The organism is Serratia sp. CY40230, assembly GCF_052168835.1.
Taxonomy (GTDB): domain Bacteria; phylum Pseudomonadota; class Gammaproteobacteria; order Enterobacterales; family Enterobacteriaceae; genus Serratia; species Serratia nematodiphila.
The window spans coordinates 235,099-260,288 of sequence record NZ_JBJNLX010000004.1 but is presented as its reverse complement, the minus strand read 5'-3'; the positions used below and the strand labels follow the sequence as shown (position 1 = coordinate 260,288).

The window sequence follows — 25,190 nt, the reverse complement described above, 5'->3', positions numbered from 1 at the left end:
TCTCCCTCTGCTCGTTGGCGCCGTGATGCGGCACACATATAACCATTATCGATTTACAAATATTGAAAACCTTGTTTTGGTTATAAATCCGATAGCAGAATGCGTGCCAACCGCCGCGTTAAGGCATCCGGCTGATAAACCGAGGGTTTAAAGCCGGCGGGTTAAAGCGGGTGCTGCATTGGCAACAGCGGCTGGCGGGCGGCTGTTGGTTATGCAGCAAACCGCTTACCCCGCCAATCCAACCGTTCACCCGGCGGATCTGACCGCTGAGCGAAATACGCCTGTCTTCCCCCCTTACCCCCGGCGATGATGAGCTGTTCCTAAACCCGCCTTACCTCGGGAAAGACGCTACGGCTCACCGCGCCACTCTGACATCTCTTACAAGCGGATGAGTTCATTCATATTTTGCAGACTGGAATTAAGGATACCTCATGAAACGAGAGGGGATTTTAAAGCACATTCCGTGGATGCTGCTGGGGATACTCGGCGCAGCCTGCCTTGGCGTGGTGGCGCTGCGCCGCGGCGAACACATCAGCGCGCTGTGGATCGTCGTCGCTTCGGTGGCGGTGTATCTGGTGGCCTACCGCTACTACAGCCTGTACATCGCCACCAGGGTGATGAAGCTGGACGCCGGCCGCGCCACCCCGGCGGTGGTCAACAACGACGGCCTCAACTACGTGCCGACCAACAAGAACGTGCTGTTCGGCCACCACTTCGCCGCCATCGCCGGCGCTGGGCCGCTGGTGGGGCCGGTGCTGGCCGCGCAGGTCGGCTACCTGCCCGGCACGCTGTGGCTGCTGGGCGGCGTGGTACTGGCGGGGGCGGTGCAGGACTTTATGGTGCTGTTCATCTCCTCGCGCCGCAACGGCGCCTCGCTCGGTGAGATCATCAAAAAAGAGATGGGGCCGATACCGGGCACCATCGCGCTGTTCGGCTGCTTCCTGATCATGATCATCATCCTGGCGGTGCTGGCGCTGATCGTGGTGAAAGCGCTGGCGGAAAGCCCGTGGGGCGTGTTCACCGTCTGCTCCACCGTGCCGATCGCGCTGTTTATGGGCATCTACATGCGCTATCTGCGCCCCGGCCGCGTGGGTGAAGTGTCAGTCATCGGCATCGTGCTGCTGGTGGCCGCCATCTGGTTCGGCGGCGTAGTGGCGCACGACCCGTACTGGGGCCCGGCGCTGACCTTTAAAGATACCACCATCACCTTCACGCTGATCGGCTACGCCTTTGTCTCCGCCCTGCTGCCGGTGTGGCTGATCCTGGCGCCGCGCGACTACCTGGCCACCTTCCTGAAAATCGGCGTGATCGTCGGGCTGGCGATCGGCATCGTGATCCTCAACCCTGAGCTGAAAATGCCGGCGGTCACCCAGTTCGTCGACGGCACCGGCCCGGTGTGGAAAGGCACCCTGTTCCCGTTCCTGTTCATCACCATCGCCTGCGGCGCGGTCTCCGGCTTCCATGCGTTGATCGCCTCTGGCACCACGCCGAAGCTGCTGGCCAATGAGACCGACGCGCGCTTTATCGGCTACGGCGCGATGCTGATGGAGTCCTTCGTCGCCATCATGGCGCTGGTGGCGGCGTCCATCATCGAGCCGGGCCTGTACTTCGCCATGAACACCCCGCCGGCGGCGCTGGGCATCACCATGCCGGATCTGCACCGCCTGGGCACCGAAGACGCGCCGATGATCATGGCTTCGCTGAAGGACGTGACCGTGCACGCGGCGGCGGCGGTCAGCTCCTGGGGCTTCGTCATCAGCCCAGAACAGATCCTGCAGACCGCCACCGACATCGGCGAACCTTCGGTGCTGAACCGCGCCGGCGGCGCGCCAACGCTGGCGGTGGGCATCGCCCACGTGTTCCACCAGATCATTCCGGGCGCCAACATGGGCTTCTGGTACCACTTCGGCATTCTGTTCGAGGCGCTGTTCATCCTGACCGCGCTGGACGCCGGCACCCGCTCCGGCCGCTTTATGCTGCAGGATCTGCTGGGCAACTTCGTGCCGTTCCTGAAGAAAACCGACTCGCTGGTGGCCGGCATCGTCGGCACCGCCGGCTGCGTCGGGCTGTGGGGCTACCTGCTGTATCAGGGCGTGGTGGATCCGCTCGGCGGCGTGAAGAGCCTGTGGCCGCTGTTCGGCATCTCCAACCAGATGCTGGCCGCCGTGGCGCTGGTGCTGGGCACCGTGGTGCTGATTAAGATGAAGCGCGCGCAATACATCTGGGTGACCGTGCTGCCGGCGGTATGGCTGCTGATCTGCACCACCTACGCGCTGGGCCTGAAGCTGTTCAGCGACAACCCGCAGCTGGAAGGTTTCTTCTTCCTGGCCGGCGAGTACAAACGCAAGATCGCCGAAGGCGGCGCCGAGCTGAGCGCCCAGCAGATCGCCAACATGAACCACATCGTGGTGAACAACTACACCAACGCCGGGCTGAGTATTCTGTTCCTGCTGGTGGTGTACAGCATCATCTTCTATGGGGTGAAAACCGCAATGGCGGCGCACAAGAACCCGAAACGCACCGACCAGGAAACGCCTTACGTGCCGGTGCCGCAGGCCGCGCCCGCCGACGGCGTAACTGAGGGGGAGGTCAAAGTTTCGACCCAGCATTGATGTGATTTAACGGATACCCTGCATAATAAACGTTAAGTAGTACCCAAAGCCGCACGGCCTGCGTATCGCAAGATGCCAGGCGTGCGGCGCGATGCAATCGAGATACCCGGGGCGACCCGGAGGTGGAGTATCCCTGCGGGAACCCCATCCCCCGGCTTCCCCTAATATCAGGCTAAAGCAAGCGCTGTAGTGATGCAGGGTAGAGTTGGAGAAGGCTTATGTTCGGAAATCTCGGCCAGGCGGGGAAGTACCTCGGGCAGGCGGCGCGCATGTTGGTGGGCGTGCCTGACTACGATACCTACGTCCAGCACATGAAAGACAACCACCCGGACAAGCCGGTGATGACCTATAAAGAATTTTTCCGCGAGCGCCAGCAAGCGCGCTACGGCGGCGACGGCAAAGGCGGCATGCGATGCTGTTAACCCGCAGTCACAAGGATCCGTATGAAACCCATTGCAGTCACCATCCTGACCGGCTTTTTGGGCGCAGGCAAAACCACCCTGCTGCGCCACATCCTGAACGCCGAACACGGCTATAAAATCGCGGTCATCGAGAACGAGTTCGGCGAAGTGCCGATCGACGACGCACTGATCGGCGATCGCGCCAGCCGCATCACCACGTTGAGCAACGGCTGCATCTGCTGTAGCAAGTCCAACGAACTGGCAGACGCGCTGCTGGATCTGCTGGATGGCGTCGACAGCGGCCAGCTGGCGTTCGACCGGCTGATCATCGAATGCACTGGCATGGCCGATCCTGGCCCGATTACCCAGACCTTTTTCTCGCACGAGATCCTGTGCGAGCGCTTCCTGCTGGACGGCATCATCACCCTGGTGGACGCGGCGCATGCCGAGCAGCAGCTGAGCCAGTTCAGCATCGCCCAGGCGCAGGTGGGCTACGCCGACCGCATCCTGCTGACCAAAACCGACGTAGCGCCGGACTGCGAGGCGCTGATCCAGCGGCTGCAGCGGATGAACGCCCGCGCGCCGCTCTACCAGGTGACGCACGGCGATATCGATCTGAGCGTGCTGTTCGACATCGAAGGCTTTACGCTGAACGACAAGCTCAACCTGACACCGCCCGCCCCGCTGTTCCGCCGCATCCCGCAGCCGCAGAGCGACATCCGCTCGATCGTGGTAACGCTGGAACGGCCGCTGCCGCTGATGCAAATCTCCGAGGTGATGGAAGGCCTGCTGCTGGAATACGCCGACAACCTGCTGCGCTACAAAGGCATTCTGTCTATCGAAGACGAGCCGCGCCGCCTGCTGTTCCAGGGCGTGCAGCGGCTGTATAACGCCGACTGGGATCGGGAATGGCTGCCGGAGGAAGAGCGCAAGAGCGCCTTGGTATTTATTGGTGTGGATCTGCCGGAGGAGGAGATTCGGGGAAGGATTGGGGGGTTGGGATAAGATAAATCATTCCCCAGGCCAACACGCCCCATATCCAGCAAACTCAAGGATTAACGATGGCAAACAACGTGATGATAGTAGGATTAAAGGCGCTTAACCTGTGCGCGAGCGCCTATATCGTCATCAAACTGAGCACGGTGTTAGCCATCGGCATCATGTTTCTTATTGTCTCTTACGCCGGCGTGGAGGACGTTGGGCTGTCCAATCTCCTCGCCGGGGCGCTCATCATCCTGCCGCTGTTGGTCGTCGTCGGTGGCACGCTTATCGTCTGCGCCGTCGCCGCCTATCTCAACCTAAAGGCGCCCTATCGTAAAAAAGCGCTGTTCTTTAGCCTGCTGTTGGGCAGCATCTCTGCGGTTGGCCTGCTGCTGCCCTACACGCGCGAGTTCGCGCTATCCACGGCACTTGCCAGCGCCCTGGCATTGGGCAGCGCGCTGGGGATTTTTGCTTTGTCGAAGAGGCGGATTCAAGCGTTGTAGCGCCTGAAAAAGGCGGGTACGCGCTTATGCCTTTCCCCAATACGGCCCCGCCGCCACCGATTCGCGCTCGATCAGGCTGGCCGGGAAGCTGGGGCGCTTGCTCAGCTCGCCGCCGTCCAGCATCGACAGCAGGCGGTTGATGGTCTCCTGGATCATCTCGGTGACCGGCATCTTCATGCTCGACAGCGACGGCACGGTATAGGGCGCCAGCGGGATGTCGTCGAAGCCGATGACCGATACCGCCTCCGGCACCGCCACGCCGCGCTCCGTCAGCCGCTTCATCGCGCCGATGGCCATTTCGTCGTTGCCCGCGACGATGGCGCTGAACGGTTGCCCGCCGGCCAGCAGCGCATCGACCGCCGCCACGCCGCTTTGCGCGTGCCATTTCCCCTCGACGATCAACGCCTCGTTAACCGCGATGCCCTGCTGCGCCAGCGCGGATTTGTAGCCGGAAAGCCGCTCCAGCCCGGTGGGGGAATCGAGCGAGCCAGTGATAAAGGCGATGTCGCGATGGCCGCGCGCGATCAGGTGCGCCACCGCCGCCGCGCCGGCGGCGTGCTGATCGCTGAAGATGCAGTAGCTGTCGTTCAGCCGCAGCCGCCGGTTGATCACCAGAATCGGCTGGCGGTGTTGGGAGACGATCTCGTCCATTTCCGCGATCGACAGAAAACGCGGATAGATGATCACCCCGTCGCAGCGCAGATCCAGCAAAAACTGAATGGCGGCCCGCTCCTCTTCCGCGGTGTGCTTGCCGTCCGCCAGGATCAGTTGGCGGCCGTTCGCCTCCATGATACGCGCCGACTGCGCCATCAGTTCGCTGAAATAGTTGCCGCTGTAGAGGGTGTTGGTGACCACCAGGCCGAGGGTTTGGGTGGTGTTGGTCGCCAGGCTGCGCGCCAGCAGGTTGGGCCGATAGCCGGTTTCCGCGATGGCTTTATCCACCAATGCGCGTTTCTCCTCGCTGACATAGCCGCTGCCGGACAAAACGCGCGACACCGTCGCCTTTGAAACGCCGGCCTTTTTCGCCACCTCGAGTATCGTTGCCATCTGTGCGCCGCCAAAATCCATGGGTTCAGCGCAGTCTACCCAAGACGCCCGATGTTTGGAACGTTTTCACGCCCCCGCACAGCGGTATGCGCTTACCCCTGACGATCCAGATCCCGAAAACGCAACGCCAAAAACCATAGTTCTTGCCAACAGCAAAACACCAATACATGATTTTGTGAAACCGGTTTCTTATGGGCGTTTCATACGGATGGAACGACGGATCGCCCAGGCAGTAAATATTCGCCTTTGGGCTATCCGAATTGCTATCTGAGAGACGACACGCCATGCCGAAGAACTACGCAGAGATCTCGCACGCTATCGTGGCCGCCCTGGGCGGCGCGGGCAATATCGAGGCCGTGACCCACTGCATGACCCGCCTGAGATTCGTGGTGAAAGACAAAGTGCGGATCGACACGCCGGCGCTGAAGGCCATCGACGGCGTGCTGGGCGTGGTGCACAGCGGCGAACAGTGCCAGGTGATCATCGGCAACGAGGTGGCCAAGGCCTATCAGGCGGTGCTGGCGCTCGGCATGCCGGGCGCAGCATCCCCCGCCGCCCCGGTGAAACGCCAGCTCACCCTGAAGGGCATCGGCGCCGGCATTCTAGACGCGCTGGTGGGCACCATGTCGCCCCTGATCCCCGCCATCATCGGCGGCTCGATGGTGAAGCTGCTGGCGATGATCCTGGACATGGCCGGCGTATTCGAGAAAGGCTCCTCGACCCTCGTCATCCTCAACGTGATCGGCGACGGCGCGTTCTTCTTCCTGCCGGTGATGGTCGCCGCCTCGGCGGCGCTGAAGTTCAAAACCAACATGTCATTGGCGATCGCCATCGCCGGGGTGCTGGTGCATCCCAACTTTATCGATCTGATGGCCAAGGCGGCGCAGGGCCAGGCGGTGGAATTCGCCTTCATCCCGGTGACGGCGGTGAAATACACCTACACGGTGATCCCGGCGCTGGTGATGACCTGGATCCTGTCGCACATCGAACGCGGGGTGGATCGCATCACCCCGGCGGTGACCAAGAACTTCCTCAAGCCGATGCTGATCGTGCTGATCGCCGCGCCGATCGCCATTCTGCTTATCGGGCCGCTCGGCATCTGGATCGGCAGCGGCATCTCTGCGCTGGTCTACACCGTACACGGCTACCTGGGCTGGCTTTCCGTGGCCATTATGGGGGCTATTTGGCCGCTGCTGGTGATCACCGGCATGCACCGGGTGTTTACCCCGACCATCATCCAGACCATCGCCGAGACCGGCAAAGAGGGCATGGTGATGCCTTCGGAGATCGGCGCCAACCTGTCGCTGGGCGGCGCTTCGCTGGCGGTGGCGCTGAAAACCAAGAACCGCGAGCTGCGCCAGACCGCGCTGGCCGCCGCCGCTTCCGCCATCGTGGCGGGGATTTCCGAACCGGCGCTGTACGGCGTGGCGGTACGCCTGAAGCGGCCGCTGATCGCCAGCCTGATCAGCGGCTTCGTCTGTGGCGCGGTCGCCGGCATCGGCGGGTTGGCCAGCCATTCGATGGCCTCGCCCGGGCTGTTCACCAGCGTGCAGTTCTTCGATCCGGCCAACCCGATGAGCATCGTGTGGGTGGTGGCGGTGATGGCGCTCTCGGTGGTGCTGTCGTTCGCGCTCACGCTGATGCTGGGCTTCGAGGATCTGCCGGAAAACGCCGCCGCGCCCGGCCAAACCGCACCGGCGGCGAACGCCGCCGGCGCAACGCATTAACGTATATTTATACCCTAAATAGTTGGAGCGGCATCAAGGCGGCAAGAGAGCGAATCCCGATGAGCTTACACAAGTAAGTGATTCGGGTGAGTGAACACAGCCAACACGGATGCAGCTTCAAGTATGACGGGTATTGAGGATTGCATGTCCGATTCAACATTCCCTAAAGGATTTTTATGGGGCGGCGCTTTAGCCGCCAACCAGGCGGAAGGCGGCTATCGCGAGGGCGGCAAAGGGCTGACCACCGTCGATATGATCCCGCACGGCGCCAACCGCATGGCGGTCAAACTCGGGCTGGAGAAGCGCTTTAGCCTGTGCGACGACGAGTTCTATCCCAGCCACGACGCCATCGATTTCTACCACCGCTACCGCGACGACATCGCGCTGATGGCGGAGATGGGCTTTACCGTGTTCCGCACTTCCATCGCCTGGAGCCGGATTTACCCCAACGGTGACGAGCTTACGCCCAACACCGAGGGCATCGCCTTCTACCGCAGCCTGTTCGAAGAGTGCCGCCAATACGGCATCGAGCCGCTGGTGACCCTGTGCCACTTCGACGTGCCGATGCACCTGGTGACCGAATACGGCTCCTGGCGCAGCCGCAGGATGGTGGAGTTCTTCGCCCGCTACGCCCGCACCTGCTTCGAAGCCTTCGACGGGCTGGTGAAATACTGGCTGACTTTCAACGAGATCAACATCCTGCTGCACAGCCCGTTCTCCGGCGCGGGGCTGGTGTTTGAAGCGGACGAAAACCCCGAACAGGTGAAATACCAGGCCGCGCACCACGAACTGGTGGCCAGCGCGCTGGCGACGCGCATCGCCCATGAAGTGAACCCCGCCAACCAGGTAGGCTGCATGCTGGCCGGCGGCAACTTCTACCCGTGGTCCAGCAAGCCGGAAGACATGTGGGCCGCGCTGGAGAAAGACCGCGAGAACCTGTTCTTTATCGACGTGCAGGCGCGCGGCGCTTACCCCTCCTACGCCGCCCGCGTATTCCGTGAGAAAGACGTCAGCATCGTCATGGAACCGGAAGACGCCGACATCCTGAAGCACACCGTCGACTTCGTCTCCTTTAGCTACTACGCCTCGCGCTGCGCCTCCACCGACATGAACGACAACAACAGCAGCGCCGCCAACGTGGTGAAATCGCTGGCGAACCCGCACCTGCCGCGCAGCGACTGGGGCTGGGGCATCGATCCGCTGGGGCTGCGCATCACCATGAACATGATGTACGACCGCTACCAAAAGCCGCTGTTCCTGGTGGAAAACGGCCTGGGCGCGCACGACGAGTTCAATGCAGCAGGCGAGATTGAGGACGACTACCGCATCAGCTACCTGCGCGAACACATCCGCGCCATGGCCGACGCCATCGCCGACGGCGTGCCGGTGCTGGGTTACACCACCTGGGGCTGCATCGACCTGGTAGCCGCCTCGACCGGCGAAATGAGCAAGCGCTACGGCTTTGTCTACGTCGACCGCGACGACCAGGGCAACGGCACCCTCGCCCGCACCCGCAAGAAATCGTTCTGGTGGTATAAGAAGGTGATTGCGAGCAATGGGGGGGATTTGGGGTAGGTTTGGCGGTGGGGTTAACGTGGGGTACGGAGGGCTTCCAACCTAAGTTGATTGCCTTCCTGCTGCACAACGAATTCGGCGACGAATTCACGCGCAGAGGGAAACTCGCCCGCCTGCTGTTTCTTCTGGGAGACCAGCTTCGCGGAGAAATGGTATTGCTGCCCCGGCGTAAATACGTAGCCCTCATCAGGGACGCACTGATTGGGGGCGACATCCCGCAGCGGATCGAAGAATTTGAACGTGCGGCTCTGCGCCTCATCCAATCGGTAGATCGAGATGCCCGCGAGCTTTTCGTCTCCCTGCGGCTGAACTGTGATGCATACTTTGCCCTCACGCAGGTTGGCGGTGGCGGAGTAGTCTACGGGGATACGATCGCCTATCGACGGACAGCCGGCGAGCAGGAAAGGGAATGCGAGGGGGAAGATCCGTTTCATGACTACCTCTGACGTAAAAACTCGGCTAAAGCCTGCTCGTACTGTAGACGAATTCTATTGTTTTGGGGACCCGTGTAATTCACAAAACGCCCAATACCATATGCCCAAGCATCATAGCCATATTGTATTAACAACCAATAATCGGCAACGATACAAGCTTGTTGTTCCAAAGAGTACTTTGTGAGCGTCTTATTAGCGTCCAACCTATAAGTGTAATTAGCTGCCCAACTAAAGGCACCTCTGAGGCGGACCCACTGCCCATGCTGATGCTGCCAAACATGGGCAAGCTCATGAATAAAGAAATGTTGTTTTGCGTAATTATTTACCTTAGAGAAATCAGCCAGGTATTCCTCCTCTCGGAAATATATCTCGCCGTTGGGCGACATACCAACATGCTTACCTTGTAAACCAAGGGGTAAGTAACTATCGCAATGAATCCATACACGGTTGTAGACGATCGACTTACCGAAAACACGTCGAGCCATGGCTATTTCACCCAACGTCATAAGCCGTAATGCTCCCTCTTTCACTTGTTGGCCTTTCTGTTCTTTCGTAAGCATGAGTCAAATTCCCTATGACCATTTTAAATCGAAATCTTAGCGACTACTTCTCAGCCAGTCTAGATTATATTTACTTATTTATAAAATAATGAAAAAACCTCATGACAAATTCACCTTGTGAATTTATTGATTCACCCCCTTGAAATAATAATTCAAATAAAGATATTCAAAATAAGAGAATATAAAGAAGATGAGCATTCATAGAATCAATAGTTAAATTGTACAACTCATTAACTGCGATACTTATTCCATATTAGAGATGAAATAGCCTGTAATTCCATACAGGTTATTTGTTCCTTTTACTGATAACGCTATAGTTTTTCCGCTGCGGCAAAATCCGCAGCCGGAGTTAGCGTTCCGAACACTTACACAAGGCAGCATTATGTATATAATGTTGGGGCTTTAAACATCCAGAATTATGGTGGCCCAAGTGGGGGCTTCGCAAGAAGCGCCGGTTTCCTTCGTGTCCGGTAACGCTAACTCCGCTTGGGCTACCACCATGGGTTTAGCGTCTCATGTGGTAGTACGCATACTACACACTAAGGATAAAAACACATGGAAAATGTCGCCATCACCGAAAATACCACAAGTACCCTCACCCTTTATCGCCAACTGTTTAACCGCCTCGATCTCAGCGCTTTTAACCCTTCAGAACTTTTAGACCTGGCCGCCCTCTCCGCCGAACAGGCGGAAGGTTTGTGCCACGGCCTGATGCTATTCGGCCATTTACTGCAAAAGCACCCACAGCTGGACACTGAAGGCAGGGAACAGCTGAATCACTATCTCAACGCCACGGCGCATCTGGTTCCTGCGTTGTGTAATCTTTATGGGCGGGCACTGCGGGAGATGGAAGCCTGCGGCTAACATAAATGGCAATCAGGGCGATGCCTGCACTCGTCGCCCTTCCCACTCAGGATTTCCAATAGATCTGACTGACATATCACAACAAAAACATTCATCAAGGTAGGCATTTCCTCCCCTACCTGGCATAGTTAACGCATTCGGTAAATCGATGAGTTAACTGCTGGGTATTGATGCATACTGCTCTCGTCAGCAAGCACATTGCTCAGAGTCTGCTCGGCAATGTGAGGGAGTGGTTTTGGCAACTGCAATAGAGGCGTTATCTTCAAAAGAATTCGTTTTAAAAGCCATCGAAGAATATAAAAAACTTGGCCGAGATGAATTCTTAAAACAACATAAAATAAAACGATTTAAAAAATTCACCCTTATTTATAATGGCGAGAAGTACGATATCCGAGGCATTTCCGCTAGAGCATACAGTGAGCAACATGGCTATCCGTTTAAAGGAATCAATGCCGATAGCGGCACGGAAAAAGCCATCCAATTTCTCAAAGATCTCGGTTTTGAGATCGTCGAAACACCACATCCTTTTGACTATTTAACCGAAGGCAAGCTGTACACACGCAAAGCGCTTATCGAGCTCTACGGCGGACAGCTACAAGGCGGTATCTGGACCCCGCGGGAATTCCCGGTAATCTTTATCTTCACCGGAGAAAGCGGCGAAACCTACGGCTATAAAGATGGATGGACAGCTGAAGGCAGCTTCTCTTATACGGGGGAAGGCCAAAAAGGCGATATGGAATTTATTCGGGGTAATAAATCCATCCGCGATCATAAGAAAGACGGCAAAGATATCTTCCTGTTCGAAGACAACAAGAAAGAAAAAGGCGTTCGCTATCTTGGCATGTTTGAGTGCGACTCTTGGGATCATATTCAGTGCTTAGATTTCGAAAATAACATGCGGCAAGGCATTACCTTTAACTTGTTTAAAGTCTCATCACTGCACGCCGTTGAAGAAGAAGCAGAAACCGATGAAGCCGATACGCAGACAGAGACGCTCGAACAGTTGCGTAAGAAGGCACTGCAATCCTCAAAGCAATCAGGCCAGCGCCAACAGAGCGACAGCAAAAAATCCTGGTTCAAACGTAGCGAAGACGTAAAAAAATACGTGCTCAAGCGCGCCAATGGCATCTGCGAAGCCTGCGACCAGCCGGCACCGTTCAAGAAAAGGAACGGCGATCCCTACCTCGAACCCCACCACACCAAACGCTTAGCTGATGAAGGCCCCGATCACCCGCAGTGGGTGGGCGCCATCTGCCCTACTTGCCACCGGCGGATTCATAGCGGAGTGGATGGGAAAGAGGTGAATAAGAAGTTGATGGTGAAGTTGGAGTTGAAAGAGGCTGACTTTATATAGTTCAGTCTAATAAAAAACTCGCCTATCTTAATTACTTTAAGGTGGGCGAGTTTTTTAAAATAACTTCGCCCAGTTTTACGCCTGCTAGCATCCTCCTCATTGTTGTTCCGTCCTGGATTTCCTTGATTCGAAATAATTCAATGAAAGCAATTTTATTAATTAATATCAACAAGATAGCCATTGAAAACCATCAAGAAGATCCGGTTTTTGCTGAAATGGGGAATGCGTCAATACAAAGTAAAATGGGCAGGTAGCGGCGGCGGGCATATTCCAGACACGAAAAACCATCACTCGGTGGCTTTTTGTTCGCACGATACTTAATGGTACGAAGGCCGGACTCGCACATTAAAATTAACCCATTGATTTAAAATCAATAAAAACAAACTCATTGTTTGTGTACCAACACATAAACTCATTGGATTTGGGACTCGAATCGAGGCAAAGCCAAGTGAAAAAAAATCCCCCTAAGAGTAGATGATACAGATAAAGATGAGGAGCAGGCTTTAGCCTTAGCGAACTCCCCATCATCTTGTTACTGGTAGCTTCCCTACATTGGACAGCATTGTATTAATGCTATCGATATATCAACATTAATTGACTTCCCATTGCTTATAGCTCCTGATGATGGTCTGCCGTTACCCTGGTAACAGTTTTGTGACCGCTGCGTTTCATCAGACGGAGGCTTTCCGAGCACTTAGAATATCGATACTGGTGATGAGCGGTGACTTCTCCATGACAGAGCAATAATTACGGTCAATTCTTACCAGTTCGTATTTTTCGACAAGAAAGTTCACCGCATCGCAGAGCGATACTCCAGCATCAATGTGTTCCAGTATGGTGGTTTCATTACTGAACGGTGTGTCATTCAGCGTCAGACCATAGTGCTGCGACAACAGATGAGTCAGTCACCGTTGCCAGATTTCAACGGGTGACAGACAGATCTTAGCCGCCCGTGTCGGGTGTGATAATAAGGTTTGCATGATGTTTACTCCGTTATGCTCAGGGGATAAGCGTTGAGTTACCGGGGCTCAATCTGACCAGGATAGATAGCAATGTAGACCTAGCCGCAGGAGCCGAGTGTGTCTGCTTCGCAAGTGAGTCCATTGTGATATAGCGTGACGCAGTGCTGATGACGGGAAGAGAGTTCTCCGCTGGAGAGCATCAACTCCAGTTGTTTGAGTATCAACAGAAAGGTCTGATCCAGGTGCAGCGCGTCATCGTCGCTGAAAGCACCGTTGAATCCGGCCCGGTCAGCGAGAAAATGCGGCGGTAGCCTTCCTGCACCAGACGTGCTCCAAAACAGGGGGTGATCATGCACTGTAGTCCCCACCGTTGACAGGCGGGATTCTCCGGCTTAGTACCGGATTCGGAGTAATTGTTCATTATTGTTCCTGATAAAAGGAAGGGTTAATTGAGAGTGACACTGCGAAGAATGACATAGGGACCATTGCGATCCTGACGGCGCTCAGCGAAGACGGCCAGAACGCCGCGTATGCCTTCCACCTCGCGACCAGCATAATGGCAGATACTGCCTGACCATTTATATTTGCCCGTACTAAAGCGAAACAGTCGGGAGCCAGGATGTTGCCGGTACAGAGTCATTGACCTGCTCCCCGTGGTTTGAGCACACCGACAATGGACTGATCAAAGGTAGTCAGGCCAGCGATAACATGCAATTAAGTAGCATAGGGGTCGCAGTTACAACGGCCTATTTAGGCCTGACTGGAACAATCTAGCCAATACAATAAGTGTTAATCACCGACTCAGAACCCCTAGGAATTTTTGCTTCTTGTTGTTACTGTATAACAAAAAATGAGGTCACTATGAAAACAACATTGTACAAAGATTTCACCTTCGAAGCCGCACACCGTCTTCCAAACGTTCCGGAAGGTCATAAATGTGGTCGCTTACATGGTCACTCTTTTGTAGTTCGTCTTGAAATCACCGGCGAGGTTGATCCTAACACCGGTTGGATTATCGACTTTGCCGAGTTAAAAGCGATTTTCAAACCTACTCTGGACCGACTGGATCACTACTACCTCAACGATATTCCTGGTCTGGAAAACCCGACTAGTGAAGTACTGGCGGAATGGGTCTGGCAACAGATTAAACCACAGTTGCCACTCCTAAGCGCAGTGATAGTGAAAGAAACCTGCACGGCAGGTTGCATTTACCGGGGTGAATTATAATCAACCTGTTGACTGGTTGTTATCTCAACCAGTCACGCTTTTTGCTCGATGGCAACAATCAATATTCTTTTTTCCAACCTATGTCACACTTCTAGTGTGGTTTATATCTTTCTTATATTAATGCTGATATTCAAATTTAGTTTTCAATGGTAAACTATTTCATTATTACTTAACAATTAAGTTAGGAATATATCTGGCTAATTTTGGTAGATTGAAAAGTGCCAGTATAAACCTAACCAACTGATATTATTTATATTTATCTAATATAAACCAACATCTCATCAATCTTTTTCCCTTTTGCCCTTGAGTATGGGAGTGATCTCAGTATCCTGTTCACAATACTCGAATTAATGCAATTATAGGCATGTCGCGCAGGCATAGCAAAGCCACACTTCTCAACCTATGCTTGAGCCAATACAATTATATAATAAACGAGTCAAGGACTGTGAGGATGAATGTATTACCCATTGGGTCACTGGTTGTCTCTGAGCAATTTGAAGGCATAGGTAAAGTTGTCACTGTCGATTGTGATACAAATAACGCCACGGTTGCTTTTTTTGAGTCACCGGCCCAACCTTACGCACGGCAAACGGAAGTTTCTTTAGAACAACTCATCCCCACGCTCCCGTATGAAGAGACGGTGATTTATTGCCTTGAACCCCAAAGCCAGCGATGGGTCAGAGCCAGATTTGGCGGTTCGCGCCCCAAAGGGGATTTTCTCGTCATCTTTCGAGAAGATGACAGCACGACATTGCCAATCGATGAAATTTTTGTTCTGAATAAAGCACCTGACACCCCAGTGAACCCTGCTGATTTTCTTGCCTTCCAGGCTAATGATGCACCGTTCTTTTTCCCTCACCGCCAGGCCTTTATTGAGACTTACATCCAGCAACGTGCAACCTGCCGAGCGATGGCGTCCATTTCCAGTAGTGCCGTTGAACTCGAACCCCACCAGTTGGCGGTGGTACGCCGTGTGCTTCAGGATAAAAATCCTAAATATATTTTGGCCGATGAGGTTGGGCTGGGGAAAACCATCGAAGCCGGTATGATCGTCCGTGAACACGCGTTAGAAACTACTGGCCACGTCAGCATGCTCATTGCGGTTCCAGCACCGCTTGTTAACCAGTGGCGGGAAGAACTGGGTGAACGCTTTCAACTGAAACAACTTATTATTGATGCCTCGTCAGCCCTCGCGGGTTTGCGACAAGATGAGGTCACAGAAGGCATCGTAATTTGTAGCTATTTTGATGCTTGCACCTTGATTGAACAGGGACTCCCACCTTCGCTTATCGTGGTCGATGAGGTTCACCAGATTGCCTCCTGGCCATGGTCAGGAGACAAAGATGAACGTTATTACTTCAACCTGATCGCTCAGGGTTGCCGGAAGGCCCACTACGTTCTGTTACTCACAGGGACACCTCTGCATGGGCACGAAAGGAACTTCTTGTCAATGTTGCACTGTATTAATCCCGAAGCCTACCAAGTGGATGAAGCCCATCTGCGAGACTTTACCGAACTGGTAAAAAATCGTGAAAACCTCGGCGGGATCTTCTCGGGGTTAGTGCCTACCGTCTCGAACGTCAGCTTACGCCGTAATTTGGAAACACTGCAGCAGCAGTTTCCGGAAGATACGATTCTGATGACGCTCTGCCAACAACTCATCCCGCTTATTGGGACGTTTTCACCAAATACCCCGGAGCGCGAAGAAGGGATCCGGGATATTCGCCGGCACCTAGGGGAAAACTATCGCATTCATCATCGTATGTTGCGAAACCGCCGTCAGGTTTCACTCAGCTTCGATGAAACGAAAAACCTCAATCTGAACCTTCTGTTTCCCGGGCTCAACGGAGCCACAGAGTGTCACTGGCATTGCGATGGGTTAGCGTTAGACGAGTTGATTGATGAGTATCGTTCCTTATCTTCACTGCCACAGAATACGCAGTGGGCAATGAATGAAGACTCATACCTCTTATGGATCGACGATCTCCTGTCAAGCCCACTCTGCGTCATGCAACGCGCTAAAGTGCATTTGGGTGAATCGGAACGCACTCAGGAAGAACGAGACCTATTAGAACACATTGTTTCTACATCAAAAAATGAACTTAAGGTAATTGATAACAAGCTAGCCATCACCCTGAATGAGTGGCTGCAAAAGAATCCAACAGGAAAAGCCATCGTCTTCTGCGATCGTCCGGATCTAGCCCAACATCTGGCAATAAAGCTCGAGTTACTGCTGGAGTATCCGCAGGAGCGTTATCAGTCGGGTCACCCCCTGATGTACCTGAAAAACGGAAGCCCCATTCGGGTCCTAATTTGTGATAAAAGCGGCGAAGATGGTCTGAATCTCCATGGAGGTCTGCGATTGGCCGTTCATTACGGTTTACCGCGCTCTTGCAGTCGCATTGAACAGCGCCTTGGTCGTCTGAACAGGTACAGTGCAAACCTGAAAGGTGTAAAACCCGTTCAGAGTCTGATCCTGAAAAACCACGCCGACCGTGGAGTACGCAACATATGGGCCAGCATTCTGAAAGACAGCATTGGCGTATTTAATAACACTATCGCCAGCCTCCAGTTCGTCCTCGACAATTATCTGGAAAATGCGTGGCGAAATGTCTACAAAGAAGGGCCGGTGACCCTTGAACGTATTGCCAGCGAATTCCCTGGCGAACAGGGTATTTTGGCCAATGAAACGAACAAAATTAACATGCAGGAAAAACTGCTGGCGATGGATGACGAGATTGCCGAGGCAGCGATTTTTGCGCAACAGATCAGCGCTGACGATCATCTTGCGGTAGCGCAATGTAATACGCTGACCAACTGGATCACGCGTGCACTGCGTTTTCGCGCTACCGGTACCGCAGAAAAAGGCATCAAGTTTCAGTTTGAACTCTCTGACCGCAGTACAGGGACACTAGTTGATTTTAAAACCTTTCTCACCACCTGCATGCTTAGCTTCGATAAAGAAGGCGGCAACCCGCCGTCAACGCATCTGATGAGTGCTGAACGCATTCCATCTATCGACGGGACAACCGTTTATCCATTGCGGTACGGACAGCCATTTGTCGATACGATCTGGCAACTATTAAATTTAGACGCCAGGGGCAGTTCTATGGCGATACTGCGGGTGATCCCCGGGCAACTAAAGGAACCCAATTGCTTCTTCCAATCTACCTGGCTTGTCACTCATCACCAGATGGAGGATACCTACTCACAACGCCGCATAGCAGATGAACTGTCCCCCCCGCGTATTGTGCAACATTGGCTTTCCTCTGAAGGTAAACCAGTGACTAATCCACAGGTTCTGGAACTTCTCAATGGCGAATACGCCAAGCACGAAACATCGCAGAAATTCTATGCGGATATGAATCTGCGCCCTAACCTCTGGCTAGAAATTGAAGAGCTTATTTCACCGACCTACTGGAAAGAGATGGTGGAGCGAGTCTATGCCAGTGATCGGGAACAACAACAAACCACCCTCGGTGATCAGGCCGGACTCCAGTTAATGGCCGTCAAAGCCGTGGTGGTGTGTAGCAAAAATCTACTGGAGGAAATCGCCTGATGGAAGAAGAGTGGTCACGCCTGCAGCAGGCACTAAACACCTGCTTTAGTCAAGGGGTCACATTTAAGGATGGCATCGAAAATCAGTTTCTGAACAGACTAATTCAGATCATCACAGATGCCTCGGCAGGACATGGTGATATATTTGCCGGCTACGCCGATGCATTACGAGCGGCTCATGCGAGCGGTATTAGCGCGCCGTTGCTCCCCCTGCCACCTGAACTGACCGACGTTCCAGCACCTGAGTGGGGCATGACAAAGTCGCCTGCAACACAACAAATTCAACTAGCTGAAGAGGCAGACCTAGCGCTGACCAGAGCCACCTATCTGCGTAAGATCCGCAGGAACTTACTGCGCCCGGAGACCGATCCTGCGCTGAAGCGCCTGCTACCCGAGGAGCCCTGGCTGACTCATTATCAGGGATTCGGTCAACAGGCCGCTATTCGGACGCTACTGACGTCTGATGATAACTGTACGTTGCTGGTGAACCTGCCCACCAGTTGCGGTAAAAGCCTTCTCACCCAACTCCAGGTGCTCAGCGCACCGACAAACACCCTCACGCTGGTGATCGTCCCTACCGTCGCTCTCGCTATTGAGCAGGCTGACGACATGCAAAAGCTGCTTCGTGGTGCCGACCAAGATCATGGTGGGAGTTATGCCTGGGTCGGAGGACAAGATCAGCCCGCACGTCAGGCGATTAAGGAAAGAATCAAAGCGGGAACACAGCGTGTGCTCTTCTGTTCCCCGGAAGCCGTTCGCTCTTCTCTGGTTCCTGTGCTGTTTGAGCTTTCCAGACTGAATATGATTGGCGCAATCGTCATCGACGAAGCGCATTTGATCGATCAATGGGGCGCGGAGTTCCGCCCTGACTTTCAGCTGATTGCCCCTATGATTCGCTCACTGAAAGCCCAGGGAAAATGCCGTTTTCGTACACTGCTACTTTCGGCGACGTACAGCAAAAGCACTCAGAACATTCTGATCGAGCAGTTCCATGATGAAAATAGCGAACTGATTGAAGTGTCAGCTAATTTCCTACGCCCAGAGCCGGAATATTTTGTGCATCATGAGGCAAATGAAAACACGCATCGTCAGCGGGTCGAACAACTGCTGATGACCTTACCCCGCCCGCTGATTTTGTATTGCACCACACGCACAGATGCGGAAATGTGGTCTGTCCGTCTGCACGAACTAGGCTACTGGCGAACCGGCATATTCCACGGACAAATTGACACAAACAATCGCAAGAAATTGATTTCTAAATGGAAAAATGACCAACTTGATATCATGGTCGCCACCTCAGCCTTTGGGGTAGGAATGAATAAAAAGGATATTCGCAGCATCATACATGCTGCCATTCCGGAAAGTATCGACCGTTATTACCAGGACTGCGGGCGCGCCGGGCGTGACGGTAGATCCTGCCAAGTGCACCTTGTATGGCATAAGGCGCAAATGAAAACGGCAAAATCACTGGCCGTTGAGACGCTGATTGGCGTAGAAAAAGGCTTTGCCCGCTGGAAAGCGATGTTTGATGATCGCAAAGAAAGTCCGATCGCTGACTACATGATTTCACTAAACATCAAGCCCGTTCATATTGATCACCAGGGCGATAAAAATGAAGCTTGGAACCGTCGGACATTGCTGTTAATGCAAAGGGCCAAACTCATCAAACTGGTCTTTGATGATCCGATAATTCCTGACACCCTTCGAGATAATCTGGATGACGACAACACGCAACTAAGTGAATGGTTCGAAAGCTACTACAACCACGTTCATATCCGTCACTGTGACGATGCACATTATTCAGAAGCGCACTGGAACACCCATGTGGAGAAGATCCGTCAGTCCGAGTTGAATAACCGCCGGGCAGCCTTTACGGTAATGGAAATGTGGTTGGAGGATCCCGGCAAATCGCTGTGTAAAATTCTGAAGAAATTCTATGAATATCAAAACCATCCTCCCGAGTTAACCTGTGGAGGTTGTCCGGGGTGTCGCCACAAAGGGAAAGGGGCATTTTCCCCCACAGTGGGCACAGATGTACAAATTATACGTTCCGAGCCAAAGAAAAAAGCACTCTTCGTAGGCACCGAAAAGAAAGTGTATTACAACGAAAACATGAAGTTGCATTCGTTGTTAACGGAACTTCGTGTAACGTTGCGGTCACTAATCACCTCTGGCGAATATGTGTTTATTCGTGCAGACAGGCAAGTGTTCCTCCAGTTAGAGAACAACCTGGACTCGCTTTCGCACTTCTGGAGCGCACAGAAAATGACAGCGCCTGCATCGGATGGACCAGAGATCGTGATCATCCCTAACACCGCCGATGCGTTCCCGAATCTACCCGTGACGCGTTTTGAGCGAATTATTATTGCACCTGAGCATCTCGCCGATCCTCAGTTCCCACATCGTACATGGTGCGAAAGCGCAGGTAATGCGCTGTCGCTGGACACGTTTATCAGGCAACTTCAACATGTCAATAATTAATAACGCAGGTGCTGGGAGCGTCCTGGTACTCCTTCCTCTAATTGAACGCATTCTACAAAGCGTACAGGAACCGTTGTCTCAGGACACTCTACTCGCCCGTTATCGCCCTGATAACTTGCCAGCTAACGATAACGCGTGGGGGAAATTCACAGAGAACTTGAGTTTCTGGTGCAACCAGGGACTATGGCCGATGCGCGACGGAATAATGTTACCGCTTGAAGAAAACGCACGTCCACTGGCGCATCGCCTGCTTGCCTGTGCGATTGATTCTTGTCGCGAAAAAGGCGTTGCCAATGGCAATGAATGCGAACCGTTATGGCGGGTACTGAGTTGTCTGTTGAGCCTTCAGCAGCATTCGCCAGGAGGTCAAGAACCGCTCTCCCCGCCAATCATCACAAAGAAAATACACAAATGGCTACCAGGTGAAAAGGTAAACGAAAACACCGCGAAGTTAGTAAGAGACTTTGGCCGTTTTCTAGGTTTTCTCGAGCTAATGCCGGACGGAAATTATGTCACCGACCCCACCCGGGCCATTCAATGTTTTCTGCCAATAATCTTTGGCAACACACGCACTCTTCCCGCCAAAATCTTCATGGCAAACATGGCGGAGGTCATGCCGATGATGGACGGCGGGCAGTTCAGAAACTCCGTTCATGATGTGATGCAGCAGGAAAAAGACTGGATCTCTCCGGAAGGTGACAATATCTGCACCAGCACATCCATTGCGCTACTACGACTTGAAATCAGTAAGCGCATTATTCTCACCACCGGCAGTGATGATGAAGACGCCTCCTCACTCCAGTTACCCGACGGCAAAATTCGACGGGTTAGCCAAATCACGCTGAGGGAGGATGCACAATGAGCATGATGGAGTACTGGCCGTCCAGGGAAAATATCGTTCAATGCATTCGCAATGAAGCGGAAGAATTAGAGGATCATGTGCTTCTGGCCGTGCATGAACCGATGCTACTGACCCGACGCGACGTCAATGAAAATCATGAAACATTGCGTGACGAAGATCTGTTCCAGCAGTTACTCATTACGGAGCGTGCCATCCCTTTAATTGGCCGTTCGGGTATGGGAAAATCGCATCTGGTGCGATGGTTAGACTGCAGGTTCAACATGTACCTGACGGAAAACGGCCAGCGTGCACAATGGGAAATTGTCCGTATTCCCAAAAACTCCAGTCTGCGACAGGTACTTTTACGCATCCTGAAAAATCTGACGGGAGAATTTTTCGACAACGCACGCACGCGCGTTAATGAAGTGACGGAACAATATCCTGCGAAAGATCTGGCAGACCTGCTGTTGACCATGATGGCCCATCAGTTGCAGGACATGCAAAAAGCAGTGATGGAGGAAGGTAAAACACTGCAGGCACAAGGTAAAGACATTCCATCAGACCGACTCGCCTATATGGAAACCATCATTGAAGAGGTAGAGAACGGTATCTGCGATCTGATCACAGACCCTAACTTCAAACAGAATCTGCTGAAGCCTGAGCACTGCATTTTCAAACTGGCCAGTCGGATGAGTAATGGTCTGGAGGAAGGAGAAGAAAATCATGATAAATATGAACTTCTACCGGAAGACCTCTATTTTGTTTTTGAGCCTGACGATTTATCCGCGCGTGCACGTCGCTACCTGAATCATTCTCAATTGCACGAGTCAGACCAGGTAGAAGCGCGTGCTCGTGCGGCGCGCGTGCTCAATGAAGCCATGCATGCCTCGCTGAAGTCACTCTTCAAACGCCTGTTCACCTTCAATGGGGGTTCTTTTCAGGAGCTTTTCCAGGAAATCCGCAAGGAGTTTCTGCGACTGAATCGTCGCTTGGTGATTCTGGTGGAAGATATGGCGGCGATCTCCGCCATCGAAGATGTCCTGATCGACAGCCTGATCGAAGAAGCGGCGCCTGGCGGCGTGCAAACCCTTTGTCCGGTCCACTCAGTGATTGCAGTCACCGACAATTATCCCGGCTATAAACGTCGCCAGGAAACGTTAATCACGCGTGCTGGCTACGAGTGGATCATCGAGAACGTCGATAAAGACAATAATAAAGATCGTATAGTCTCGCTCTGCGGTCGATATCTGAACGCCGCACGCTTTGGCTCTGAGGAGTTAAAAAATCGTCCAGAGCAAGGTAAACCCCAGTGGCCACCTGTCTGGCACAGTGATGATATACCCAATGCACTGGAAGATTTTGGTTATTCTGCCAATAAGAAATTCCCGCTCTTCCCGTATAACCGCAGTGCCATTCTGGCACTTGCGAATAAGCATTGCCGCGACAGCAGCGGCGAGTTGATTTTTAACCCGCGCACAATCATTAACCGCATCCTGTTAGATATTCTGCGTGATTGCAGAACAGAAGCGGAAAAAACGCAGTTCCCGCCAACACATCTCGCTGGAATTAATGCCGTTCCCGAGATCGAAGACAAGATTTCACAGATGGTTGTCAATCGGGTTGGCAGTTCGGTGACGCTTGCCGCCATCTGGGGATATGGCATTGATTCCTTTGATGAGCTATGCGGAAAACTGCCGGGCAGCGTAGCGAGTGCCTTTGGCCTCGATGAACTTGCCGCGCAACTGACTGGCAAAAACCCTACGACCGAACCGGTAACAAAGACCGCACGCGAAATGGCGGGCAAAACTGGCAGCACGGCGGCGGGTAAAAAGCTTGACGATCCGGAGTTAAAATCAAAAGAAGAGGCAAAATCTAATACCAAATCCGAATTGCCGTTTATTAGGGCGGTCCGAGCATGGGTGAATGACAACGTCATTCTGCCGCAGGATGTTGCCCGTGATTTGCGTGCGGCACTGAACGCCTGTTATGAAATTCATGCGCAGCCAGAGTTGTTCGGTATGTCTTCGCGGCCACCGCTGAAAGAGGGGCGTTTTACATTGATTTCACTGCCAAAAGCGGCGTCGGATCCTTCAAGCATTATAACGAATTTTTACTCTGAGCAAGACCTGACCGACCCTTCCCGACGGGTTGATGTGTATAACGCCGCGGTAACCTTGTTACGTATCCAGCATTACACCGGTTTAAAGCAAGGCTTTAATTATCCCGAGGCGCAGGAAGACTACACTCGTTATCAAAACTTCATTCAGTGGTGGGTACCTCAGGCTACGGAAAGCGCTATTAATCACTTCCGGGCGCGTAACTTACGGGATGCGCTGAAAAAGCATCTGCAAAAAGCTCTGCTGCTTGGTCTGGTGACCGGGAAAGAAGAACCGGCGGAGATCGTCAATACCCTCTGCCTCACCCAGAAAGGAGTCGGAAGAACCGAAGAGAAAAATATCGGTCGAACGCTGGCGACCTCACCTTCCGAGATCTGTTTCAGAGGGATTGAGGCGACCCTGCATCCGCACGCCAGCGCCAGAGTAGCCGAAGCCAGGGTGCAGGCGCTCCTAGGATGGGATGATGCCAGAAAAGCGTGGCTTGAGCAGGTAGCTATCACTGAGCAAGGCTCAGGCTTGGGCTCCAGTCGAGCGATTGATGCTGATGTAATATTTTCCGCACTTAAAACAGTGTTAAAACAGCCACTTGGAGCAGAAATTGAACGTGCGGCACTCTCCGTTAAACAGGAACTTGCCAGCACACTAAATAATGTTCAGCTCTTTGCCAACATTAAAGATAGCGACGATTTCCTCAGCCAACTGAACGACTGGCAGACGTTTATTGAGACTGTGCGGGCCGAACACTACCCCACCGGTGGTTCTCAGTACAAGCCATCTTCGTGGCTGTTGGGTGAAATTGAAGCCCTCAGAACCGACACCGAGGAGAGTCTGGCGACTTTAATTTCATTACTCTCCATTGAAAAAGAGAAAGATAGCGCGAGATTGTGGCTGGAGATCTGTCAACTTGACGGTGACTACGTTTCAAGAATCAGCAGCGTACTTGCTCAATGGCAACTGGTACAACCTAAGATTGCGTTCGCACTCCAACAGATGAACGCCAAAGGGGATATACAGCAACTGACTCTTGCTCTGAGTAGAGTGAATGACCGTTTGAAAACACTTGCGAGCGATATCATCGCCTCTGGAGTCGATCAATGACTACCTTGCGCCAACAACTGGCTGAAATGCAAAAAGAACTCGATCTTAGCGTTCAGGCTGGTAAGGCATCACAAATCATCGATAAATGTAATCTGGTATACAGCAAAACTAACACCATTGCCGATAAGTTTGCATTGCTTAAACAGCAATATCCCGCCCAGCAACAACTCCCGCAGGGCATTGCAGTTACCTGGAATGACGAGCAGCAGAGCAAGCTGATCGCCGCCGCGAACAGCGTCAAAAGTCTCAAGTTACAGTGGGGACGCTGGCTGAAAAACCAGTCGGTAAACAATCCCGGCGAGGAAGAAAACCTTGCAGATCAGAAAGAGTCGCCACAGAACTCTCTAGATGAGACGCCAGTCGCGTCAGAGGAACCTACCGCTTATGACATTATCCAAAATGATTCCTTGCCCCATTGTGTCAGCCAACTCGGTACCCTACACAAGGCCCTGAGCAAAGAACTAAAAGATGCCTGGGATGTATGGCTGGAAGAGTTACATCAGCAGGTTCATGTCGATGACAAGACACTGAATTTCCAAAAAAATGCGAACAAATTTGACGATATCGCCTCCGACTATGAGCGTCGACGTCAGGATTTCGAAAACTTAACGCAGTGCCAACCAGTAAGCGGTGAAAAGATTGACCAAATCAAAGCACTAGCCGAAAAACTAAATTCCTTGCGCGGCATGATGAAAACAGATTGGCCTGACGTGGTGCAAGTATTTTTCAATAGCATTAATGGCCCGCAGAGTCTCCGCCCGACGTTAAGTGCCCTGACGCCCGAGGTGCTTGAGTGGTTAGGGGATGAAGAGATGCTGGATGAGTTCGTGATCACAAGGAAATAGTTT

Annotated in this window: 19 protein-coding genes and 2 pseudogenes; 15 read left to right on the top strand and 6 right to left on the bottom strand. The window is 53.2% G+C overall.

Annotation, left to right across the window (positions count from 1 at the left end):
* The first annotated feature begins 431 nt into the window (after positions 1–431).
* The 4 genes from ACJ8IJ_RS15835 to ACJ8IJ_RS15820 all read left to right on the top strand — a co-directional run bounded on the left by ACJ8IJ_RS15835 (position 432) and on the right by ACJ8IJ_RS15820 (position 4,497).
* Entirely contained in the window at positions 432–2,612 is a 2,181-nt protein-coding gene (locus tag ACJ8IJ_RS15835; protein ID WP_033634224.1) for a carbon starvation CstA family protein, read from the top strand.
* Positions 2,613–2,830: 218 nt separating this feature from the next.
* Positions 2,831–3,034: a YbdD/YjiX family protein gene (locus tag ACJ8IJ_RS15830; RefSeq protein ID WP_004953088.1), complete on the top strand. Its 204-nt coding sequence runs from the start codon at positions 2,831–2,833 to the stop codon at positions 3,032–3,034.
* 21 nt (positions 3,035–3,055) lie between these two features.
* Positions 3,056–4,018, top strand: coding sequence for a GTPase (gene yjiA / locus ACJ8IJ_RS15825; RefSeq protein ID WP_442518797.1), 963 nt, complete (start codon positions 3,056–3,058; stop codon positions 4,016–4,018).
* A 56-nt stretch (positions 4,019–4,074) separates the two neighbouring features.
* On the top strand, positions 4,075–4,497 hold the full coding sequence (locus tag ACJ8IJ_RS15820) for a hypothetical protein (protein WP_048795353.1): 423 nt from the start codon (positions 4,075–4,077) through the stop codon (positions 4,495–4,497).
* A 24-nt stretch (positions 4,498–4,521) separates the two neighbouring features.
* Here ACJ8IJ_RS15820 and ACJ8IJ_RS15815 read toward each other — a convergent pair whose 3' ends face one another.
* Positions 4,522–5,544, bottom strand: coding sequence for a LacI family DNA-binding transcriptional regulator (locus tag ACJ8IJ_RS15815; RefSeq protein ID WP_123867872.1), 1,023 nt, complete (start codon positions 5,542–5,544; stop codon positions 4,522–4,524).
* A 284-nt stretch (positions 5,545–5,828) separates the two neighbouring features.
* Between ACJ8IJ_RS15815 and ascF the strand changes: the two genes are divergently transcribed.
* Together ascF and ACJ8IJ_RS15805 are read left to right on the top strand one after the other, a co-directional pair.
* Complete coding sequence (ascF, locus tag ACJ8IJ_RS15810) at positions 5,829–7,271, top strand: PTS cellobiose/arbutin/salicin transporter subunit IIBC (protein ID WP_442518796.1); 1,443 nt, start codon at positions 5,829–5,831, stop codon at positions 7,269–7,271.
* Positions 7,272–7,415: 144 nt separating this feature from the next.
* Positions 7,416–8,846: a 6-phospho-beta-glucosidase gene (locus ACJ8IJ_RS15805; RefSeq protein WP_442518795.1), complete on the top strand. Its 1,431-nt coding sequence runs from the start codon at positions 7,416–7,418 to the stop codon at positions 8,844–8,846.
* A 14-nt stretch (positions 8,847–8,860) separates the two neighbouring features.
* Here ACJ8IJ_RS15805 and ACJ8IJ_RS15800 read toward each other — a convergent pair whose 3' ends face one another.
* Both ACJ8IJ_RS15800 and ACJ8IJ_RS15795 read right to left on the bottom strand, forming a co-directional pair.
* Positions 8,861–9,280 (bottom strand): putative T6SS immunity periplasmic lipoprotein, encoded by a 420-nt coding sequence (locus ACJ8IJ_RS15800; RefSeq protein WP_442518794.1) that lies wholly within the window; start codon positions 9,278–9,280, stop codon positions 8,861–8,863.
* 2 nt (positions 9,281–9,282) lie between these two features.
* Entirely contained in the window at positions 9,283–9,840 is a 558-nt protein-coding gene (locus ACJ8IJ_RS15795; RefSeq protein WP_442518793.1) for a type IV secretion protein Rhs, read from the bottom strand.
* Positions 9,841–10,258: 418 nt separating this feature from the next.
* On the opposite strand from ACJ8IJ_RS15795, the gene ACJ8IJ_RS15790 reads away from it, so the two are divergent.
* The 3 genes from ACJ8IJ_RS15790 to ACJ8IJ_RS15780 all read left to right on the top strand — a co-directional run bounded on the left by ACJ8IJ_RS15790 (position 10,259) and on the right by ACJ8IJ_RS15780 (position 12,058).
* Complete coding sequence (locus ACJ8IJ_RS15790) at positions 10,259–10,501, top strand: ash family protein (RefSeq protein WP_442518792.1); 243 nt, start codon at positions 10,259–10,261, stop codon at positions 10,499–10,501.
* Positions 10,396–10,704: a hypothetical protein gene (locus ACJ8IJ_RS15785; RefSeq protein WP_240293846.1), complete on the top strand. Its 309-nt coding sequence runs from the start codon at positions 10,396–10,398 to the stop codon at positions 10,702–10,704. The genes ACJ8IJ_RS15790 and ACJ8IJ_RS15785 overlap by 106 nt, the downstream gene beginning before the upstream one ends.
* A 235-nt stretch (positions 10,705–10,939) precedes the next feature.
* A complete protein-coding gene (locus ACJ8IJ_RS15780; RefSeq protein ID WP_442518791.1) occupies positions 10,940–12,058 on the top strand; it encodes an HNH endonuclease in 1,119 nt (372 codons plus the stop codon).
* A 609-nt stretch (positions 12,059–12,667) separates the two neighbouring features.
* Here the strand turns inward: ACJ8IJ_RS15780 and ACJ8IJ_RS15775 are convergent.
* The 3 genes and pseudogenes from ACJ8IJ_RS15775 to ACJ8IJ_RS15765 form a co-directional block, all read right to left on the bottom strand.
* Positions 12,668–13,038: pseudogene (locus ACJ8IJ_RS15775) on the bottom strand (TA system toxin CbtA family protein).
* Between the two features lie 80 nt (positions 13,039–13,118).
* Positions 13,119–13,441: pseudogene (locus ACJ8IJ_RS15770) on the bottom strand (type IV toxin-antitoxin system YeeU family antitoxin).
* Positions 13,442–13,465: 24 nt separating this feature from the next.
* The gene (locus ACJ8IJ_RS15765; RefSeq protein ID WP_442518790.1) at positions 13,466–13,660 is read right to left on the bottom strand and encodes a DUF987 family protein; all 195 of its coding nucleotides are present in this window, start codon (positions 13,658–13,660) and stop codon (positions 13,466–13,468) included.
* A gap of 221 nt (positions 13,661–13,881) precedes the next feature.
* Here ACJ8IJ_RS15765 and queD point away from each other — a divergent pair, with 221 nt between their 5' ends.
* The 6 genes from queD (at position 13,882) to ACJ8IJ_RS15735 (ending at position 25,187) form a co-directional block, all read left to right on the top strand.
* Positions 13,882–14,247: a 6-carboxytetrahydropterin synthase QueD gene (queD, locus tag ACJ8IJ_RS15760; RefSeq protein WP_023210845.1), complete on the top strand. Its 366-nt coding sequence runs from the start codon at positions 13,882–13,884 to the stop codon at positions 14,245–14,247.
* Positions 14,248–14,698: 451 nt separating this feature from the next.
* Positions 14,699–17,806 carry a protein DpdE gene (gene dpdE / locus ACJ8IJ_RS15755; protein WP_442518789.1) on the top strand — a complete coding sequence of 1,036 codons (3,108 nt, stop codon included), beginning with the start codon at positions 14,699–14,701 and terminating at the stop codon, positions 17,804–17,806.
* On the top strand, positions 17,806–20,286 hold the full coding sequence (gene dpdF, locus ACJ8IJ_RS15750; protein ID WP_442518788.1) for a protein DpdF: 2,481 nt from the start codon (positions 17,806–17,808) through the stop codon (positions 20,284–20,286). Before dpdE ends, dpdF begins: the two co-directional genes overlap by 1 nt.
* Positions 20,234–21,148 carry a protein DpdG gene (gene dpdG / locus ACJ8IJ_RS15745; protein ID WP_442524990.1) on the top strand — a complete coding sequence of 305 codons (915 nt, stop codon included), beginning with the start codon at positions 20,234–20,236 and terminating at the stop codon, positions 21,146–21,148. The genes dpdF and dpdG overlap by 53 nt, the downstream gene beginning before the upstream one ends.
* Positions 21,145–24,342 (top strand): protein DpdH, encoded by a 3,198-nt coding sequence (gene dpdH, locus ACJ8IJ_RS15740; RefSeq protein WP_442518786.1) that lies wholly within the window; start codon positions 21,145–21,147, stop codon positions 24,340–24,342. Before dpdG ends, dpdH begins: the two co-directional genes overlap by 4 nt.
* On the top strand, positions 24,339–25,187 hold the full coding sequence (locus ACJ8IJ_RS15735; protein ID WP_442518785.1) for a hypothetical protein: 849 nt from the start codon (positions 24,339–24,341) through the stop codon (positions 25,185–25,187). The genes dpdH and ACJ8IJ_RS15735 overlap by 4 nt, the downstream gene beginning before the upstream one ends.
* The last annotated feature ends 3 nt before the right edge of the window (positions 25,188–25,190 follow it).